19 protein-coding genes and 1 pseudogene are annotated in these 17,400 nt (G+C 68.5%); 19 read left to right on the top strand and 1 reads right to left on the bottom strand.

Going from position 1 to position 17,400, the window contains the following annotated elements:
* Positions 1-12 precede the first annotated feature (12 nt).
* Positions 13-384, bottom strand: coding sequence for a TIR domain-containing protein (locus tag ACO550_RS13390; RefSeq protein ID WP_021691180.1), 372 nt, complete (start codon positions 382-384; stop codon positions 13-15).
* Between the two features lie 215 nt (positions 385-599).
* Between ACO550_RS13390 and ACO550_RS13385 the strand changes: the two genes are divergently transcribed.
* From ACO550_RS13385 to ACO550_RS13295, 19 genes and pseudogenes are all read left to right on the top strand, one after another.
* Entirely contained in the window at positions 600-866 is a 267-nt protein-coding gene (locus ACO550_RS13385) for a helix-turn-helix transcriptional regulator (RefSeq protein WP_021691181.1), read from the top strand.
* On the top strand, positions 863-1,369 hold the full coding sequence (locus ACO550_RS13380; RefSeq protein ID WP_021691182.1) for a DUF2840 domain-containing protein: 507 nt from the start codon (positions 863-865) through the stop codon (positions 1,367-1,369). Before ACO550_RS13385 ends, ACO550_RS13380 begins: the two co-directional genes overlap by 4 nt.
* Positions 1,366-1,911 carry a S26 family signal peptidase gene (locus ACO550_RS13375; RefSeq protein WP_021691183.1) on the top strand — a complete coding sequence of 182 codons (546 nt, stop codon included), beginning with the start codon at positions 1,366-1,368 and terminating at the stop codon, positions 1,909-1,911. The genes ACO550_RS13380 and ACO550_RS13375 overlap by 4 nt, the downstream gene beginning before the upstream one ends.
* Positions 1,912-1,947: 36 nt before the next feature.
* Positions 1,948-2,283, top strand: coding sequence for a DUF736 domain-containing protein (locus ACO550_RS13370; protein ID WP_021691184.1), 336 nt, complete (start codon positions 1,948-1,950; stop codon positions 2,281-2,283).
* A gap of 202 nt (positions 2,284-2,485) precedes the next feature.
* On the top strand, positions 2,486-3,199 hold the full coding sequence (locus ACO550_RS13365; RefSeq protein WP_197411927.1) for a lytic transglycosylase domain-containing protein: 714 nt from the start codon (positions 2,486-2,488) through the stop codon (positions 3,197-3,199).
* A gap of 238 nt (positions 3,200-3,437) precedes the next feature.
* A complete protein-coding gene (locus ACO550_RS13360; RefSeq protein ID WP_021691186.1) occupies positions 3,438-5,195 on the top strand; it encodes a relaxase/mobilization nuclease domain-containing protein in 1,758 nt (585 codons plus the stop codon).
* Positions 5,196-5,214: 19 nt separating this feature from the next.
* Positions 5,215-7,188 (top strand): conjugal transfer protein TraG, encoded by a 1,974-nt coding sequence (locus ACO550_RS13355; RefSeq protein WP_021691187.1) that lies wholly within the window; start codon positions 5,215-5,217, stop codon positions 7,186-7,188.
* 9 nt (positions 7,189-7,197) lie between these two features.
* Positions 7,198-7,626, top strand: coding sequence for a ribbon-helix-helix domain-containing protein (locus ACO550_RS13350; RefSeq protein WP_021691188.1), 429 nt, complete (start codon positions 7,198-7,200; stop codon positions 7,624-7,626).
* Between the two features lie 173 nt (positions 7,627-7,799).
* Entirely contained in the window at positions 7,800-8,786 is a 987-nt protein-coding gene (gene trbB / locus ACO550_RS13345; protein WP_040716716.1) for a P-type conjugative transfer ATPase TrbB, read from the top strand.
* A 32-nt stretch (positions 8,787-8,818) separates the two neighbouring features.
* Positions 8,819-9,115, top strand: coding sequence for a TrbC/VirB2 family type IV secretion system protein (locus tag ACO550_RS13340; protein WP_231728120.1), 297 nt, complete (start codon positions 8,819-8,821; stop codon positions 9,113-9,115).
* The gene (locus ACO550_RS13335) at positions 9,115-9,387 is read left to right on the top strand and encodes a VirB3 family type IV secretion system protein (protein WP_021691191.1); all 273 of its coding nucleotides are present in this window, start codon (positions 9,115-9,117) and stop codon (positions 9,385-9,387) included. The genes ACO550_RS13340 and ACO550_RS13335 overlap by 1 nt, the downstream gene beginning before the upstream one ends.
* Positions 9,384-11,873, top strand: a pseudogene (trbE, locus tag ACO550_RS13330) (conjugal transfer protein TrbE). Before ACO550_RS13335 ends, trbE begins: the two are co-directional and overlap by 4 nt.
* On the top strand, positions 11,870-12,628 hold the full coding sequence (gene trbJ / locus ACO550_RS13325; protein WP_021691193.1) for a P-type conjugative transfer protein TrbJ: 759 nt from the start codon (positions 11,870-11,872) through the stop codon (positions 12,626-12,628). The pseudogene trbE and the gene trbJ overlap by 4 nt, the downstream one beginning before the upstream one ends.
* Before the next feature lie 5 nt (positions 12,629-12,633).
* Entirely contained in the window at positions 12,634-12,936 is a 303-nt protein-coding gene (gene trbK-alt, locus ACO550_RS13320) for a putative entry exclusion protein TrbK-alt (RefSeq protein WP_021691194.1), read from the top strand.
* A 1-nt stretch (position 12,937) separates the two neighbouring features.
* On the top strand, positions 12,938-14,248 hold the full coding sequence (trbL, locus tag ACO550_RS13315; RefSeq protein ID WP_021691195.1) for a P-type conjugative transfer protein TrbL: 1,311 nt from the start codon (positions 12,938-12,940) through the stop codon (positions 14,246-14,248).
* 3 nt (positions 14,249-14,251) lie between these two features.
* A complete protein-coding gene (gene trbF / locus ACO550_RS13310; protein WP_021691196.1) occupies positions 14,252-14,935 on the top strand; it encodes a conjugal transfer protein TrbF in 684 nt (227 codons plus the stop codon).
* Entirely contained in the window at positions 14,932-15,948 is a 1,017-nt protein-coding gene (gene trbG, locus ACO550_RS13305) for a P-type conjugative transfer protein TrbG (RefSeq protein WP_021691197.1), read from the top strand. The genes trbF and trbG overlap by 4 nt, the downstream gene beginning before the upstream one ends.
* Positions 15,945-17,171, top strand: coding sequence for a TraB/TrbI/VirB10 family type IV secretion system protein (locus ACO550_RS13300; protein ID WP_021691198.1), 1,227 nt, complete (start codon positions 15,945-15,947; stop codon positions 17,169-17,171). Before trbG ends, ACO550_RS13300 begins: the two co-directional genes overlap by 4 nt.
* Positions 17,168-17,392 (top strand): DUF2274 domain-containing protein, encoded by a 225-nt coding sequence (locus ACO550_RS13295; protein ID WP_021691199.1) that lies wholly within the window; start codon positions 17,168-17,170, stop codon positions 17,390-17,392. Before ACO550_RS13300 ends, ACO550_RS13295 begins: the two co-directional genes overlap by 4 nt.
* Positions 17,393-17,400 lie beyond the last annotated feature (8 nt).

Here is a 17,400-nt window from a genome sequence, read left to right as displayed (position 1 = left end):
AAATGCACCTCATCAAAGCGAGTCGATGAAGCCGCTGATATTCGTGTCGCTCCAGACGTACGTGGTCACGCCCGCCAGACTGGTCCGGTCATTGGAGTAGGCGTAGATGCCTCGAATAGGCTTACCCTCTTCCTGAGCGCACTGAATCTCCCATTTTTGGCCGCTCGAAGTCAGCGAGTTTTTGCTTACGAGGACGATCACACCGTCTGAACGACGGATGCGAGTGCGCACCTTCGTCTTCCAATCATTGTCGTAAGCCTGCTTCACCGACATGTCGATGAACTCATACGGAGCGCGGGGATGAAGCGACTGCCCCTTCAAGAAATCCCGCTGGCGTTCGTCTTCGATTGCGAACGCGATGAACACCACTTTCTTGTCAGCCATCTCTGCCCCCAAGTGATTCTGGATAAGCCAGTAAACCTGTGATTGCATATAGCGGCTGGGACGCAAGGAAGACATAGTTCATTCCGCTTCCGGCTGAGGCCGATCGCCCTCGCGGGGTGGTCGCGTCCGTGCAGCCGCACATCTTCATACCCCACCCGGCCGCCTCAGTTCTGACAATTACGCCTCCTGCCGCCACCGCCCGCAGGAGCAGTCACTTGTCCGATACGCCTCCCAATCTGCCGCCCCGCTTCCTGCGCACGCCGGAAGCCGCGCGGTTTCTCGGCCTCTCCGGCCGGACCCTCGAAAAGCACCGCTATTTCGGGACCGGCCCTGCCTACCGCCGGATCGGCGGGCGGGTGGTCTATTCGGTCGATGACCTGCGCGCCTGGGCCGACATCGGCATCAAGCACTCGACCTCCGATCCGGGGCAGGACGACCTCATGCCGCGTGCGGATTCGGCCATCGCTCGGAGCCGGCGATGACCGTCCCACCGTCGCCCATGCGCCACCGCCAGCCGTCCGATGACGGCATGACCCGCGTTGAACTGACCTGGATCGAGAAGCGGATCGAGCACTGGATCAGGTTCGGCCGCGTCGCGGTGGACGAAATCGTTGATCGCCGCCGCCGCATCGTCCAGTTCCGTCCCGGCGCGATCTTCGCGTTCGTCCGATGGGCGGCGAACGACTACGGCACGGTCAGCTCGCGCATTGACATCGTGCGCGCGGTCGGCGCGAACGAGCCGTTCACGACGCTCCCGTTCGTGCGGCCGGGCGGCGACATCCTGCTCAAGATCGAAGGCTGGCCCAAGGTCAGCCAAGTGCTCGCCGCGATCGACGCTACCGAGGCGGCCGGCGTCGATCCATGCGACGCCGCGCCCGATCACTGGCGGCATGTCGCCAACCGGATCGCGGCCGGACAGCAGCCGCGCCCCTACACGATTGAGCGTCATCGCGCCTGGCTTAAGCGCCGGGAGATCGAAGGATGACGCGCCGTGGATGGGCCATTGCGACAGCATCCGCCGCGTCGCTGTTCGCCGCGTCGTTCCTCGCCGTGGCGGTGTTCGACCCGTTCCCGCGCGTCGTCTGGAACGCCAGCGCCAGCGCGCCGATCGGACTATACCGGATCGAGCCGCTGCCCGATCCGCCGCACGGTGCATTGGTCGCCGTGAAGCCGCCACCAGCGCTGGCGCGATGGCTGGCGGAGCGCGGCTATCTCGGCGAGCGTGTGCCGCTGTTGAAGCATGTCGCGGCGCGGCCGGGACAGATCGTGTGCCGCATCGACGCGGTGGTAAGCGTCGATGGGCGGCCCGTCGTCGTCGCCCAGCAGCGTGACGGCCGGGGCCGCACGCTGCCGGTCTGGCAAGGCTGCCGCACGCTGCGCGCCGGTGAGCTGCTGATGCTCAACCCCGACCACGCCGACAGCATGGACGGCCGCTATTTCGGGCCGCTGCCGGCCTCGACGGTGCTCGGCCGCGCCACGCCGATCCTCACCCGCAACACGCCCGACGCGCCGCTCACCTGGCGCTGACCCGCTTTCCCGCCCGCCAACCCAAAGGAGATTCCCATGCAGATCGGCAGCTTCTTCCGCACCGCCAAAGGCTACGAAGGCATCATCGAGACGGCGACGCTCGACATCCGTATCTCGATCGTTCCGGCCGAGCAGAGCGACGCCGACAAGGCGCCGGACTGGCGCGTCCATCGCGGCGATGACGGCGAAGGCCCGGAGATCGGCGCCGGCTGGAATGAGACCGGCGAACGCGCCGGGGATTACGTCTCGCTGCGCATCGACGACCCCGCCTTCGCGCAGCCGCTTCGCGCCGCGCTGTTCCAGAGCACCGCCGACAAGTCGGCTTGGTCGCTGCGCTGGAACCGTCAGCCGAAGTCGCGCGAGCAGGATTGATCCGGTGCGCTTCCCCATAATCCCTTTGTTCGCGGGAAAACCGTCTCATCCCTCCGTCCCGCTCGGTCGCAGGCCGGCCGGCGCGCGCAGCGAAGGTCAAGGGCGGCCAAAGGCCGGCGCTCCGCGCGCACCCTTGAGCGTAGCGAGCACGCTGGCAGGCTGGCGGCGGAGTGGAGTGGGATCGGCAGTGGCGCCTGCCGTCATGCTGCTGTCCGGCGGCGTCGCGTCTGTCCCGGCGGTGGCGCAGGAAGTGCCGGCGGCGCGATCGGCGGCCGTCCATCCCTATGCCGGTCATGTCGCCGGGGCCGCGCGGCGGTTCGGCATCCCGGAAGCGTGGATATGGGCGGTGATGCGCGTCGAGAGCGGCGGCAATGCCCGCGCCGTATCGCGCGCCGGGGCGATGGGCTTGATGCAGATCATGCCCGCGACCTGGGCGGGGCTTCGCACCCGCTACGGCCTCGGCTCCGATCCGTTCGACGTGCGCGATAACATCATGGCGGGCGCGGCCTATCTGCGCGAGATGCACGACCGCTACGGCAACGCCAGCGCTATGCTGGCGGCCTATAATGCGGGACCGGGCCGCTACGACGACTTCGTGTCGCGCGGCCGTCCGCTGCCGCCCGAGACGGTCGGCTATCTGGCCCAGCTCGCGCCGATCACGGGCGCATCGAGCGCGGTGGAGGCGGCGACCACTGCTACGCCTGATCCGTTCGCATGGCGTCGTGCAGCGCTGTTCGTCCGCACCGCTAGCGCCGCTTCGGAAGCTGTCGTCGGGCAGTCGGACGGAGAAGAAGCCGCGTCCGAGCTGCCAACCGACCGGCCGACATCTGGCGGCGTTCGCGCTGCCGATCCGTCCGCCAATGAGCCGCGCGAAACGCTGTTCGTGTCCCGCGCCCGCGCGGGCCGACCGCAATGATCGGCCTGTCGCCCCCCTCATCCGTCCGAAGCAGTAAGGGGGCTGGGGAGGAGGAAAACGGCAGGGACAGACGAGGGCAAGATATAAGCCGCACCCCGTGTCGTCGAAAAGCCAAGGCTTTTCCGTGGCTTCACGCGGGGGCGTCGGTCGGCACGCGTGCCGCGCGGAAGGAAAAAGGCAGCAATATCAATGCGCCGAACGGCACCAAGGGCCGTTTTCGGCGGAAAGCGCCCCGGCCGTGAGCGAGGACAGCGAGTTCTGCGTCCGGCCGGGCAAGGCCAAGCGTAGCAAGGCGCAGGGGCGCAATGCGCGCGGTCTGGTGGCTGAGGTGCTGCGCGTCGCGGCGATCCACAGCAGCGGCAGGCGCACCGGGGGCGGGCCGCGCCGTGGCGGCCAGTCGAGTTTCGGCCGGGGCCGCACGGCGTTCGCGCGCAGTCGCCTGTTCGGCTCGGGCCGGCGAGTGATGGTCAAGATGCTGCCCGTCACCACGCGCAGTCGAGGCGGGCGGCGCATGGCGCCGCTGTCCGCGCACGTCGCCTATCTAAAGCGCGAGGGCGTGACCCGCGATGGCTCGCCGACCCGGATGTTCGACGCGGCCGGCGACAACGCAGACGATCGCGCCTTCACTGACCGTTGCAAGGACGATCGTCATCACTTCCGCATCATTGTATCGCCAGAGGATGCGGCCGAGCTGACGGACCTGCGCGAATACACGCGCGACCTCATGCGCCAAATGGAGACGGACCTGGGCACGCGGCTCGATTGGGTCGCGGTCGATCATTGGAACACCGACAATCCGCACGTCCATCTGCTTGTGCGCGGGCAGACCGACCAGGGTGCCGATCTCGTCATCTCCCGCGACTACATCAGCCACAATCTCCGGTCGCGCGCGCAAGACTTGGCTTTCGCCGAGCTGGGGCCGAAACCCGAACATGAGGTGCAGCGCGCGCTCGACCGCGAGGTGACGGCAGAACGCTGGACCCGGCTCGATGCCGAGATCCAGCGTTCTGCCGACGAGCTGGGCGTGATCGACCTGCGCGCCGAGCGGCCCGGCCCGGACGATCCGCGCCTCCGCCGGTTGATGGTCGGCAGGTTGCAGCATCTGGAAACGATGGGCCTCACTGCCGAGGGCGAGCCCGGCCAATGGGCCGTCGCCGAGGGCGCGCAGGCGAAGCTCCGCGAGTTGGGCGCGCGCGGCGACATCATCCGCACGATCGGCGCGGCGCTCAAGGACCGCGGGCAGGACCGGTCGCTCGACAGCTACGCGGTCCTCAGCGGCGCGCCCGACAAGCCGATCGCCGGCCGGTTGATCGACAAGGGGTTGCACGACGAGCTGACCGGCACGGCCTATGCGGTGATCGACGGCACAGACGGCCGCACGCATCATGTTCGGCTCCCCGGCATCGAGGCGCTAGAGCATAGCCCGGCGATCGGCGGTATCGTCGAGCTGCGCGCAATCGGCAAGCCCGGTGAGCCGAAACCGACCCTGATCCTTGCCACGCGGTCGGACCTCGACCTCACCGCGCAGATCAAGGCGCCCGGCGCGACGTGGCTCGACCATCGGCTGATCGAGCGCGGCGCGAGCGTCGCGGACAGAGGGTTCGGCGCCGAGGCGCGCCGCGCGATGGACGCGCGCACCGATCATCTTGTCCGCGAAGGACTGGCGCGCCGCTACGGCGAGCGGACCGTGTTCGAGCGCGGACTGATCGACACGCTGCGCCGCCGCGAGCTGGACGCCGTTGGCGCGAAGATCGCCAGCGAAACCGGGCTGGCCTATCGGCCGACGCAGGCCGGCGAGAAGATCGCCGGTGTCGTGCGGCAGCGTCTCGTGCTCGCCTCCGGCCGCTTCGCCATGATCGACGACGGTCTCGGCTTCCGCCTCGTGCCCTGGGCCAGCGCCCTCGAACAGCAGCTTGGCCGACAAGTCGCGGGCGTGATCCGCGATGGCGGCGGCCTCGACCTCGCGCTGGGCCGCAAACGCGGCCTCGGTCTGTAACCCCGAAAAGGAGTCCTCAATGTCCGCCACCAAGATTCTTTGGGGCCAGGTCTTCGCCGTCTTCCTGATCGTGCTCGCCGGGGTGTGGGGTGCGACGCAGTGGACGGCCGCCGCGCTCGCCTATCAGCCCGAGCTGGGGCCGCCCTGGTTCGCTGCGTTCGGCTGGCGCGTCTATCCGCCCCCGGCCTTCTTCTGGTGGTGGTTCTCGTTCGACGCCTATGCGCCCGCGATCTTCCAGACCGGCGCCTTCATCGCCGCGTCGGGCGGCTTCGTGTCGATCGCGGTCGCGATCGGCATGTCGGTGTGGCGGGCGCGCGAATTAAAGAACGCCGAGACCTATGGCTCGGCTCGCTGGGCGACCGAGCGGGAGGTGCGCGCAGCCGGGTTGCTAGGGCCGAACGGCGTGGTGCTTGGCAAGCTCGCCGCCGATTATCTGCGCCACGACGGTCCCGAGCATGTGCTGTGCTTCGCGCCCACGCGCAGCGGCAAGGGCGTCGGCCTTGTCGTGCCGTCACTGCTGACCTGGCCGGCCTCGGCGATCGTGCATGACATTAAGGGGGAGAACTGGACGCTGACCGCCGGCTTTCGATCGCGCCACGGCCGGGTGCTGCTGTTCGATCCGACCAACGCGGCGTCCGCTGCCTACAACCCGCTGCTGGAGGTGCGGCGCGGCCAGTGGGAGGTGCGCGACGTGCAGAATGTCGCCGACGTGCTGGTCGATCCCGAAGGCAGCCTCGAGCGTCGGAACCACTGGGAGAAGACCTCGCACTCGCTGCTGGTCGGCGCGATCCTCCATGTCCTCTATGCCGAGCCGGACAAGACCTTGGCGGGCGTCGCCGGGTTCCTGTCCGATCCCGGTCGCACGATCGAGCAGACTCTGGCCGCGATGATGGCGACGCCGCACCTGGGCAAAGCCGGCGTGCATCCTGTCGTTGCTTCCGCCGCGCGCGAGCTGCTGAACAAGTCCGACAACGAGCGATCGGGCGTGCTCAGCACGGCGATGTCGTTCCTTGGCCTGTATCGCGATCCCGTCGTCGCGCAGGTCACGCGCGCTTGCCAATGGCGCATATCGGATCTGGTCGAGGGCGATCGGCCGGCAACGCTCTATCTGGTCGTGCCGCCCAGCGACATATCCCGCACCAAGCCGCTGATCCGCCTCATCCTCAACCAGATCGGGCGCCGGCTGACCGAGGAGCTGACCCCGAAGGGCAACCGGCATCGGGTGTTGCTGATGCTCGACGAGTTTCCCGCGCTCGGCCGGCTCGACTTCTTCGAATCCGCCCTGGCGTTCATGGCCGGCTATGGACTCAAGGCGTTCCTCATCGCGCAGTCTCTCAACCAGATCGAAAAGGCTTACGGCCCGAACAACGCGATCCTCGACAACTGCCATGTCCGCGTGAGCTTCGCCACGAACGACGAGCGGACCGCCAAGCGTGTGTCGGACGCCCTCGGCACCGCGACCGAGATGCGGGCGATGAAGAACTATGCCGGGCACCGGCTGTCGCCGTGGCTGGGGCACTTGATGGTGTCGCGGTCGGAGACCGCCCGCCAGCTCCTCACGCCGGGTGAGGTGATGCAGCTCCCGCCCGACGACGAGATCGTGATGGTGGCGGGCGTCCACCCGATCCGCGCGAAGAAGGCGCGCTACTATCAGGACCGGCGGCTGTCCGAGCGGATCATGGCGGCGCCGGCGTCCGTGGCTGCCACGATCCGTCCCGACGATTGGACCGGGCGGCAGGCGGCCGCCGATCCAAAGCAGGTCGCGCGGATTGTCCGCGATGCGGAAGACGCGGCCAATGCCGGTCTGCGCCGGGAGCCCGAACTGCCCGAGCATGTCGCCATCGCGCCCGAAACGGCAGCACCGCCAGCCCAGGAGTTCGCCATCGTCGATGACGAACGGGACGACGCGGCGCGGCAGGCGGCCGTGCGGCGCCGGATGCAGGGACTTGCGCGGCAAGCGTCGCTCGACCCCGGCGACGGCATCGAGCTGTAGGAGGCGATCATGCGGACCCGGCTCAACGTCTATTTCCCGCCCGCGCTCGCCAAACAGGTTGACGAGCTGGCGATCCGGCGACGCATATCACGCTCGGCGATCGTGGAGGCGGCGGTGGCGTCCTACCTGTCGCCGGACGGCACCGACCGGATGGAGGCGGCGTTCGCGCGCCGGCTCGATCGCCTGTCGCGGCAGGTGCAGCGGCTGGAGCGCAATACCGGACTGAGCACCGAGGCACTGAGCCTGTTCGTCCGTTTCTGGCTGTCCGTGACCCCGCCGCTGCCCGACGAAGATCAGGCAGCGGCGCAGGTCAAAGGTCGTAAACGCTACGAGGGTTTTATCGAGACGCTTGGTCGGCGCTTCGCCAGCGGCAAGACCCTCATGGACGAAATACCGGAGGATGTCTGGCCGCGGTCAACATCGCCCGAGTCGGAGTAGCAGAAGCGCGCCGACCTTGATGTAGTCTGCAAGAGACTTCGCCTCCGGCACCGTATCTACCGCCCCCTCTACTACGCCGATAACTAGCTGTTGCGACGCGAGCATTGCTGCGTCTCTTGATGTGCCCCTGACGCCGGGCGGCGGTTCGCCCGGCCCAATCGAGGGGCCAGTCGTTGACCGTCCAGCCAATCCGATCCGAGGCGAAATCACGCGGCGCGCGGATGCTGCGCACGGCGCTGGGACCGTCGATCACAGCCTGGCTCGACGACCCCGCCGTCATCGAGGTGATGCTGAACCCGGACGGCCGACTTTGGCTCGATCGGCTCGGCGAGGGGATTAGCGATACCGGCGAGATGCTGTCCGCCGCAGACGGCGAACGCATCGTCCGGCTGGTCGCGCACCATGTCGGTGTCGAGGGTCATGCTCGCAGCCCCCGCGTCTCGGCCGAACTGCCCGAGGGGGGCGAACGGTTCGAGGGATTGCTGCCACCCGTCGTCGCGGCGCCGGCCTTCGCTATACGCAAGCCCGCCGTCGCCGTATTCACGCTCGACGATTACGCACGCGCCGGGATCATGTCGGCAGTTGAGGCCGAGGCGTTGCGCCACGGCGTCGAGACCCGCGCCAATATTCTCGTCGCTGGTGGGACCGGCGCGGGCAAGACAACGCTGGTCAACGCGCTGCTCGCCGAGGTGGCAAAGACCGCCGATCGCATCGTCCTGATCGAAGACACGCGCGAACTGCAATGCGCCGCGCCCAACCTCGTCGCCATGCGCACCAAGGATGGCGTGGTGTCTCTCGCCGAGCTGGTCCGCTCATCACTGCGCCTGCGTCCCGACCGCATCCCGATCGGCGAGGTGCGCGGTGCCGAGGCGCTCGACCTCATCAAGGCGTGGGGCACCGGCCATCCCGGCGGGGTCGGCACGATCCACGCCGGCACCGGGCTAGGCGCGCTGCGCCGCATGGAGCAGCTCATCCAGGAGGCCGTCGTCACGGTCCCGCGCGCGCTGATCGCCGAGACGATCGACCTGATCGCCGTGCTGGTGCGCGACGCGCACGGGCGTCGGCTGACCGAGCTGGCCCGCGTTGAAGGGCTCGATCCCACGACCGGCGATTACCGCCTCGCATCCCTTTCCACCACCCAATCGGGAGACCTGCCATGATCCATGCCATTCGGCATGGCGCACGCCGCGCCATGCTTACCACCACCGCCGGCGTGGTCGCGCTGACCTTCGCCGTTCCGGCCCGTGCCGGTGGATCGTCGATGCCCTGGGAAGCGCCGCTCCAGTCGATCCTCGAAAGCATCGAGGGGCCGGTGGCGAAGATCGTGGCGGTCATCATCATCATCGTGACCGGCCTGACTTTGGCGTTCGGCGACACCAGCGGCGGGTTCCGCCGGCTGATCCAGATCGTGTTCGGCCTGTCGATCGCGTTCGCAGCCAGCTCCTTCTTCCTGAGCTTCTTCAGCTTCGGCGGCGGGGCGCTGGTCTGATGCTCGACGTGGCCGAACCGATCGCGGGTTTCCATGCTCCCGTTCACCGGGCGCTGACCGAGCCGATACTGCTCGGCGGTGCCCCGCGGGCGCTCGCCATCGTCAACGGAACGCTGGCGGGCGCGATCGGCCTCGGCCTGCGGCTGTGGATCGCAGGCCTGGTCATCTGGGCCATCGGCCACGGGCTGTCCGTCTGGGCCGCCCGCCGCGACCCGCAATTCGTGGACGTGGCCCGCCGCCACCTCCGCTTGCCTGTTTGGATGCGGCCATGATGAGCTTGCGCGAATATCGTAGCAAAGCTGCAAACCTGCCAGACTTCCTGCCCTGGGCCGCGCTGGTCGGCGAAGGGGTCGTGTTGAACAAGGACGGCTCGTTCCAGCGCACTGCGAGGTTTCGCGGCCCCGATCTCGACAGCGCGACGCCGGCCGAGCTGGTCGCCACGACTGCGCGATTGAACAATTCGCTGCGTCGGCTTGGCTCAGGCTGGGCGATCTTCGTTGAGGCGCAGCGCACGCCTGCGCTCGACTATCCGGAAGGCCACTTTCCCGATCCTGTGTCGTCGCTGGTCGAGTTCGAGCGCCGCGAACAATTCCGCGAGGAAGGCGCACACTTCGAGAGCCGCTATTTCCTGACGCTGCTGTGGATGCCGCCCGCAGAGGAAGCGGCGCGCGCCGAAGGCTGGCTTTACGAGGGCCGGGCCACGACCGGCGTCGATCCGTGGGAACTGCTCAAGGGCTTTACCGATCGCAGCGACCGCGTCCTCAATCTGGTCGAGGGATTCGTGCCCGAGGTCCGCTGGCTCAATGACGCCGAGACGCTGACCTACCTGCACAGCACGGTCTCGACCCGCCGCCAGCGCGTGCGCGTGCCGGAAACGCCGATGCACCTCGACGCCCTCTTGGCGGACGAGCCGCTGACCGGCGGGCTGGAACCGCGCCTGGGCGACCATCACCTCCGCACGCTCACCATCGTCGGCTTTCCGAGCGTGACGTTCCCCGGCTTGCTCGACGAGCTGAACCGGCTCGCCTTCGAGTATCGCTGGGCGACGCGGGCGATCATGCTCGACAAGACCGACGCGACCAAGCTGCTGAGCCGCATCCGCCGCCAGTGGTTCGCCAAGCGCAAGAACGTCATCGCGATCTTGAAGTACGTTATGACCAACTAGGCGTCGGTAATGAGGGAGCGCGACGCCTCGAACAAGGCCGCCGACGCCGACACCGCCCTGCAGGAACTGGGTGCCGATTATGCCGGCATGGCCTACGTCACCGCCACGGTGACGGTGTGGGACCGCGATCCCGCCATCGCCGCCGAGAAGCTGCGGCTGGTCGAGAAGGTCATCCAGGGCCGCGACTTCACCGTCATTCCCGAGGGCATGAACGCGATCGAGGCGTGGCTGGGAAGCCTGCCCGGCCACATCTACGCCAATGTCCGCCAGCCCCCGATCTCCACCATCAATCTCGCCCACCTGATCCCCCTGTCAGCAGTATGGGCGGGGCCGGAACGGGACGAGCATTTCGGTGCGCCCCCCTTGCTCTATGGCAAGACCGAAGGCTCGACTCCGTTCCGGTTTTCCCTTCACGTCGGCGACGTCGGCCACACGCTGATCGTCGGCCCGACCGGCGCCGGCAAGTCGGTGCTGCTCGCGCTGATGGCGATGCAGTTCCGCCGCTACGAGAACGGCCAGGTCTTCGCCTTCGACTTCGGCGGCAGCATCCGCGCCGCCGCGATCGGCATGGGCGGCGATTGGCAGGACTTGGGCGGGATGCTCGCCGACGAGGCGGGTGACGGCGTGCAGCTCCAGCCTCTCGCCCGGATCGACGATCCGTCCGAGCGTGCGTGGGCGGCGGAATGGCTCGCGGCGATCCTCGTCTCCGAAGGCGTCGCGGTCGATCCGCAGGCGAAAGAGCATTTGTGGTCGGCGCTCGGGTCGCTTGCCAGTGCGCCCGCGCCGGAACGCACGCTGACCGGGCTGGCCGTGCTGCTCCAGAGCCAGCAGCTCAAGCAGGCGCTCGCTTCCTATTGCCTCGGCGGGCCGTGGGGTCGGCTGCTCGACGCAGAGGTCGAGCGTCTCGGCGAGGCGTCTGTCCAGGTGTTCGAGACCGAGGGCTTGGTTGGCGCCGGATCGGCCGCCGCTGTCCTGTCCTATCTGTTCCACCGGATCGAAGGCCGGCTGAACGGCTCGCCGACGCTCATCATCATCGACGAGGGTTGGCTAGTTCTCGACAGCCCGCAGTTCGCCGCGCAACTCCGCGAATGGCTGAAAACGCTGCGCAAGAAGAACGCCAGCGTTGTGTTCGCCACGCAGAGCCTCGCCGATATTGAAACCTCGAACATCGCGCCGGCCATCATCGAAAGCTGCCCGACGCGCATCTTCCTGCCGAACGAGCGCGCGGCCGAGCCGCAGATCGCTGCCATCTACGAGCGGTTCGGGCTCAACGCCCGACAGATCGAAATCCTCAGCCGGGCGACGCCCAAGCGCGACTATTACTGCCAGTCGCGGCGCGGCAACCGGCTGTTTGAGCTGGGGCTTGGCGAGGTCGCGCTGGCCTTCGCCGCCGCTTCTTCCAAGACCGATCAGCTCCGCATCACCGAACTCGTCGAGACACACGGTCGCGAGCACTTCGCCGCCGAGTGGTTGCGCCATCGCGGCTTGGCCTGGGCGGTCGATCTCCTTCCCGACCCCCAACCTGATCCGCTGGCCGGTCGCCGGGAAGATGCCGGCCAGCTTCCCCTTGCCTTGAAGGACATGACCCCATGAAGCCCAATATCCTGCGCCGCGCCATGCTGGCCGGCGCCATCGCCACGTCGAGCATGATCGGCATCACCGCCGCCACGCCGGCGCACGCTCAGTTCGGCGGGATCGTCTATGACCCGACCAATTACGCGCAGAACGTGCTGACGGCCGCGCGGTCGCTCCAGCAGATCAACAACCAGATCCAGCAAATCCAGCAGCAGGCGACCAGCCTCATCAACGAGGCGCGCAATCTGGCGTCGCTGCCGTTCAACTCGCTCCAGCAGTTGCAGCAGCAGGTGCAGCGCACCCAGCAGCTTCTCGGCGAAGCCCAGCGCATCGCCTACGACGTGCAGAACGTCCAACAGGTCTTCAACGGCCGCTACAAGGGCGCGGCGCTCACCGGCACCCACGCGCAGATGGTCGCTAACGCCAATGCGCGCTGGGAGGATAGCGTCGGCGCGTTCGAGGATGCGCTGCGTGTGCAGGCTGGCGTCGTCGGCAATATCGACGGCGCGCGGACGACGATGGACGGCGTGGTCACGTCTAGTCAGTCGGCGACCGGCGCGCTCCAAGCCGCGCAGGCGGGCAACCAGCTTCTCGCGCTGCAATCGCAGCAGCTCGCGGACCTGACGGCGCTGCTCGCCGCGCAGGGCCGGGCGCAGGCGCTGGATTCGGCGCGCAACGCGGCCGTTGAAGCCGAGAGCCGCGAACGTCTGCGCCGCTTCCTGACGCGGTCCACCGGCTATCAGCCGGGCAACGCCCGCATGTTCCACGACTAACGCCCGTGGACAGCAAGCTCCTCGCGCGCATCGGCGCGGTCATCTTCGTCGCCATCGCCATCACCATGACGGCGATCGAGATGAGCCGTGCGCCAGAGCCACCGCGCGCGGGGCCGGCGGCCGTCGCCGAGACATCGGCGACGGACCCGCTGCTGATCGAGCTGCGCCGCTGCCAGTCGATCGGCGCGGCCGGGGCGAGTGACCCGGATTGCCTGCGTGCCTGGGCCGAGAACCGTCGCCGGTTCCTCGCGCCCGGTGCGCTTCCCGCTGCCCGCATCGCCGATGGCGCGACCCCACAGGAGAACTGACATGGGCGGCACCGGCGTCGTCGATCGCTTTCTGGATGTCTTCACCCGCTACATCGACAGTGGGTTCGGCCTGCTCGGCGGCGAAGTGGCGTTCATCGCCACCACCCTGATCGTCATCGACGTGACCCTGGCCGCCCTGTTCTGGACGTGGGGAGAGGGCGACGACATCATTGCGCGCCTTGTCAAGAAGACGCTGTTCGTCGGCGTCTTCGCCTACATCATCGGCAACTGGAACAGCCTGGCACGCATCGTCTTCGAGAGTTTCGCCGGGCTCGGCCTCAAAGCGTCGGGCACCGGCTTTACGGCGGCCGAACTGCTCCAGCCGGGCCGCGTCGCGCAGGTTGGCTTGGAAGCGGGCCAGCCTATTCTCGAATCCATCTCCGACCTTATGGGCTGGGTCGCGTTCTTCGAGAACTTCATCCAGATCGCGGTGCTGCTGATCGCCTGGCTGCTGGTCATCCTCGCCTTCTTCATTCTGGCGATCCAGCTTTTCGTGACGCTGATCGAGTTCAAGCTGGCGACGCTCGCCGGATTCGTGCTCATCCCGTTCGGCCTGTTTGGCAAGACCGCGTTCATGGCCGAGCGCGTGCTGGGGCTGGTGATCTCGTCAGGCATTAAGGTGCTGGTGCTCGCCGTCATCGTCGGCATCGGTTCGACCCTGTTCGACGAGTTCCGCGCCGGCTTCGGCGGCGCGCAGCCCAGCATCGAGGACGCGCTGGCCGTCGCGCTCGCCTCGCTGTGCCTTCTCGGCCTTGGCATCTTCGGCCCGTCGATCGCCAATGGCATTGTCTCCGGCGGCCCGGCGCTTGGCGCAGGGGCCGCAGCGGGGACCGTGCTCGCGGCCGGCGGTGCGCTGGCCGGTGGCGCCGCTGCGGCCCGGCTCGGCGTCGGCGCTGCGGTGGGCGCGGCCGGTGGCGCCGCGCGAGGCGCCGCCTTCACGTCCGGGGCCGCAAACAGCGCCTATGCGCTTGGTTCGGCTGGCAAGTCCGGCGCGGCCGCAGTCGCTGGCGGCGCAGGCGGCGTCGGACAAGCCGCCGTCGGCGCAGCCATGTCGCCGCTGCGCAAGGCGGCAGCCTCGCTCAAGGATAGCTACCGTTCCGGCGGACGTGCCGCCGTCACCGCGACCGGCGGGACCATTTCGGGCGGCAGCTCCACGCCGTCGCCGGACGCACCGGCCGGCGCGCCCGCCTGGGCGTCCGCGATGAAGAACCGCCAGACCATGACCCACGGCGCGACCATCGCTGCCCACACGCTGCGCTCCGGCGATGGCGGCGGCAGCGGCGCGTCCGTCGACACCAGCCAGAAGGATTGACCCATGTTCAAGCGACCGAGCATCCGCTACGGCCAGACGCCCGCGCCGACCACCCCTTATCAGCGCGCGGCGCAGGCATGGGACGACCGCATGGGCTCGGCGCGCGTGCAGGCGAAGAACTGGCGGCTCGCCTTCTTCGGGACGCTGTCCCTCTCAGGCGTTCTGGCCGGCGGTCTGGTCTGGCAATCGACGCGCGGCCATATCGTCCCCTGGGTCGTGCAGGTCGATCGGCTCGGCGAGGCCCAAGCGGTCGCGCCGGCCGAGGCCGGCTACCGTCCCACCGACCCGCAGGTCGCGTTCCATCTCGCCCGCTTCATCGAGCAGGTCCGCGCGATACCGGCCGATCCGGTCATCGTCCGTCAGAACTGGCTTCGAGCATACGATTTCACCACCGATCGCGGCGCGCTCGCGCTCAACGATTACGCGAGGGCCAACGACCCGTTCGCCAATGTCGGTCGGGGGCAGGTCGCGGTGGAAGTGTCGAGCGTCATCCGCGCCTCACCCGACAGCTTCCGCGTCGCCTGGATCGAGCGCCATTATCAGGACGGCAGCCTTGCCGCCACCGAACGCTGGTCGGCGATCCTCACCATCGTCGTGCAGCCGCCGCGCACCCCCGACGCCCTGCGCAAGAATCCGCTCGGCGTCTTCGTCAACGCCCTCAATTGGTCGAAGGAGCTGTCGCAATGACCGGCATACTCATCCGCCGCGTGGCCACGGCCGCGCTCTTCGTCTCCGCATCCGCGCTCGCCGGCTGCGCCACCACGTCGGCCAGGCCGCCCGTGATCGCGTTGGACGATCCGCCCCCGGCGATCGCCGCGACGCCCGCGGCCGAGCCGCCCCGCGCGGTCGAGATCGTCACGATCCCCGAGCCGTTGCCGCTCCCCGGTCAATTGAAGCCGGTGACGGAGCGCGCGCGACCGCCGGAGCCCGCCGATCCGCGCCGCCGTGTCGGCGACGCCAACGATGCCGCGCGCGTCCAGCCGGTGCGCGACGGCTTCCTCAACGCCATCCAGCAATACCCGTGGACCGAAGGCGCGCTCTATCAGGTCTATACCGCGCCCGGTCAGGTGACAGACATCGCCTTGCAGCAAGGCGAGCAGCTTGTCGGGCCGGGGCCGGTCGCGGCGGGCGACACGGTGCGGTGGATCATCGGCGATACGGTGAGCGGCAGCGGAGCAGCTGCCCGCGTGCATATCTTGGTAAAGCCCACCCGACCCGACCTCGCCACCAACCTCATTATCAATACGGATCGGCGCACCTACCATCTGGAGCTGCGCGCCACCCCCGTGACCTACATGGCGTCAGTGTCCTGGACCTATCCGCACGACCAGCTCATCGCCTTGCAAGGCCGCAACGCGGCTGCTGCTGCGGCTGCACCGGTAGCGACCGGCGTGGACGTGGCGGCGCTCAACTTCCGCTATCGCATCGACGGCGATAGAGCGCCGTGGCGTCCGGCCCGCGCGTTCGACGACGGAAGGCAGGTCTTCATCGAGTTTCCCGCCGGGATCTCGCAGGGCGAGATGCCACCGCTTTTCGTGACCGGCGTGGCCGGCGACGCCGAGCTGGTCAATTACCGCGTGCAAAGCCGCTACATGGTGGTCGATCGCCTGTTCGCTGCCGCCGAGCTGCGCCTGGGCGACCGGCGCACCGAGCAGCGTGTCCGCATCGTGCGGGACGATGGACGGAGGGGGCGGCCGTGACCGACAGCCACGATCCGTCCGTCGAGGATCGGCCCGCCGCACAGTCGGCCCGCCCTGATCCGGCGGCGTTCCAGCTTCGCGGCGATCCGCCCCGCGTCATGCGGCTTTCCCGTAAAGCGCTCGCCGTCGTCGGCGTCGCCGCCGGCCTCGGCATAGGTGGTTCGCTGATCTATGCGCTACGACCGCCGAGCGATCGGGCCGCGCAGGAACTCTACAACACCGATAGCCGCGCCACGGCCGAGACTATCACGTCGGGGCCCCGCGACTATGCCCAAGCGCCCCGGCTCGGCCCGCCGCTGCCCGGCGACCTCGGCCGACCGATCGTATCGGCACAGCAGCGCGGCGAGGATGTCACCGTGCCGCCGGTCGGCGCGCAGCCAGGTCCGCCCGATCCGCGCGCTCAGGCGGCGGAGGCGGCTCGGCAGCGTGCCGCTCAGGAGCGCGACGCGGCCCGCACCAGCTCGGTCTTCCTCGGCGGCAGCGGAAGCGCCGCATCACCGGACACCCCGGTTACGCCGGTTCTCGCAGCGCCGACTCCAGCGCCTGCGGCGACGGGCGATGCGTCGGCGCAAAGCGATCAAGCGGGAAGGCGCACCTTCATGGCGCAGGCGCCGAACCAGCGCACGGTCAGTGTCGAGAGGCTGACCACGCCGTCATCACCCAACATCGTGCAGGCCGGCAGCTTGATACCGGCTGCCCTCATCACCGGCATCCGCTCCGACCTTCCCGGCCAGATCACCGCGCAGGTAACGGCCAACGTCTATGACAGCCCTACGGGGCGCATCCTCCTCATCCCGCAGGGCGCGCGGCTGATTGGCGAGTATGACAGTGAGGTCGCCGCGGGTCAGACACGCGTGCTGCTGGCCTGGGACCGGCTCATCCTGCCGGACGGACGTTCGATCGTTCTCGAGCGCCAGCCCGGCACCGATGGCGCAGGGTTTGCGGGCCTACAGGACCGCGTCAACCAGCATTGGGGCAATCTCCTGAAGGCGGCGGCCGTTTCGACGCTTTTGGGGGTCGGTGCTGAGCTGGGCGCAGACAGCGAGGACGACCTGACCCGCGCACTGCGACGCGGCTCGCAGGACACCATCAACCAGACCGGCCAGCAGATCGTGCGTCGGCAGCTCAATGTGCCGCCCACGCTCACCATCCGGCCGGGGCATCCGCTGCGCGTGGTGCTGACCCGCGACTTGGTGCTCGAACCCATCGGAGTAACGCGATGACGAAGTTGAAGCTCGGGCCGCTGGCCGACGATCGCCCCGTCAAGCTCACGGTGGAGTTGCCTGCCGCTGTTCACCGCGATCTCACGGCCTACGCCGCCGCGCTTGCGGCCGAGACCGGCGGGGATGCTATCGTTCCTGAGAAGCTCGTCTCGCCAATGCTGGCGAAGTTCATGGCGAGCGACCGAGGATTCTCGCGGCGACGGGATACCTCGAAGAGCTGACCGCCTCG

It is taken from the genome of Cupriavidus sp., from assembly GCF_057315035.1.
The sequence above is the reverse complement of the archived record's forward strand: the minus strand, read 5'-3'. Positions and strand labels throughout refer to the sequence as shown.

Bases quoted from the DNA above. Each gene is read 5' to 3' on its own strand.
- ACO550_RS13390 (WP_021691180.1), bottom strand. From the start codon at position 384: ATGGCTGACAAGAAAGTGGTGTTCATCGCGTTCGCAATCGAAGACGAA.
- ACO550_RS13355 (WP_021691187.1), top strand. From the start codon at position 5,215: ATGTCCGCCACCAAGATTCTTTGGGGCCAGGTCTTCGCCGTCTTCCTG.
- ACO550_RS13380 (WP_021691182.1), top strand. From the start codon at position 863: ATGACCGTCCCACCGTCGCCCATGCGCCACCGCCAGCCGTCCGATGAC.
- ACO550_RS13365 (WP_197411927.1), top strand. From the start codon at position 2,486: ATGCTGCTGTCCGGCGGCGTCGCGTCTGTCCCGGCGGTGGCGCAGGAA.
- trbJ (WP_021691193.1), top strand. From the start codon at position 11,870: ATGAAGCCCAATATCCTGCGCCGCGCCATGCTGGCCGGCGCCATCGCC.
- ACO550_RS13370 (WP_021691184.1), top strand. From the start codon at position 1,948: ATGCAGATCGGCAGCTTCTTCCGCACCGCCAAAGGCTACGAAGGCATC.
- ACO550_RS13375 (WP_021691183.1), top strand. From the start codon at position 1,366: ATGACGCGCCGTGGATGGGCCATTGCGACAGCATCCGCCGCGTCGCTG.
- ACO550_RS13335 (WP_021691191.1), top strand. From the start codon at position 9,115: ATGCTCGACGTGGCCGAACCGATCGCGGGTTTCCATGCTCCCGTTCAC.
- ACO550_RS13295 (WP_021691199.1), top strand. From the start codon at position 17,168: ATGACGAAGTTGAAGCTCGGGCCGCTGGCCGACGATCGCCCCGTCAAG.
- trbF (WP_021691196.1), top strand. From the start codon at position 14,252: ATGTTCAAGCGACCGAGCATCCGCTACGGCCAGACGCCCGCGCCGACC.
- trbG (WP_021691197.1), top strand. From the start codon at position 14,932: ATGACCGGCATACTCATCCGCCGCGTGGCCACGGCCGCGCTCTTCGTC.
- trbL (WP_021691195.1), top strand. From the start codon at position 12,938: ATGGGCGGCACCGGCGTCGTCGATCGCTTTCTGGATGTCTTCACCCGC.
- ACO550_RS13350 (WP_021691188.1), top strand. From the start codon at position 7,198: ATGCGGACCCGGCTCAACGTCTATTTCCCGCCCGCGCTCGCCAAACAG.
- ACO550_RS13340 (WP_231728120.1), top strand. From the start codon at position 8,819: ATGCTTACCACCACCGCCGGCGTGGTCGCGCTGACCTTCGCCGTTCCG.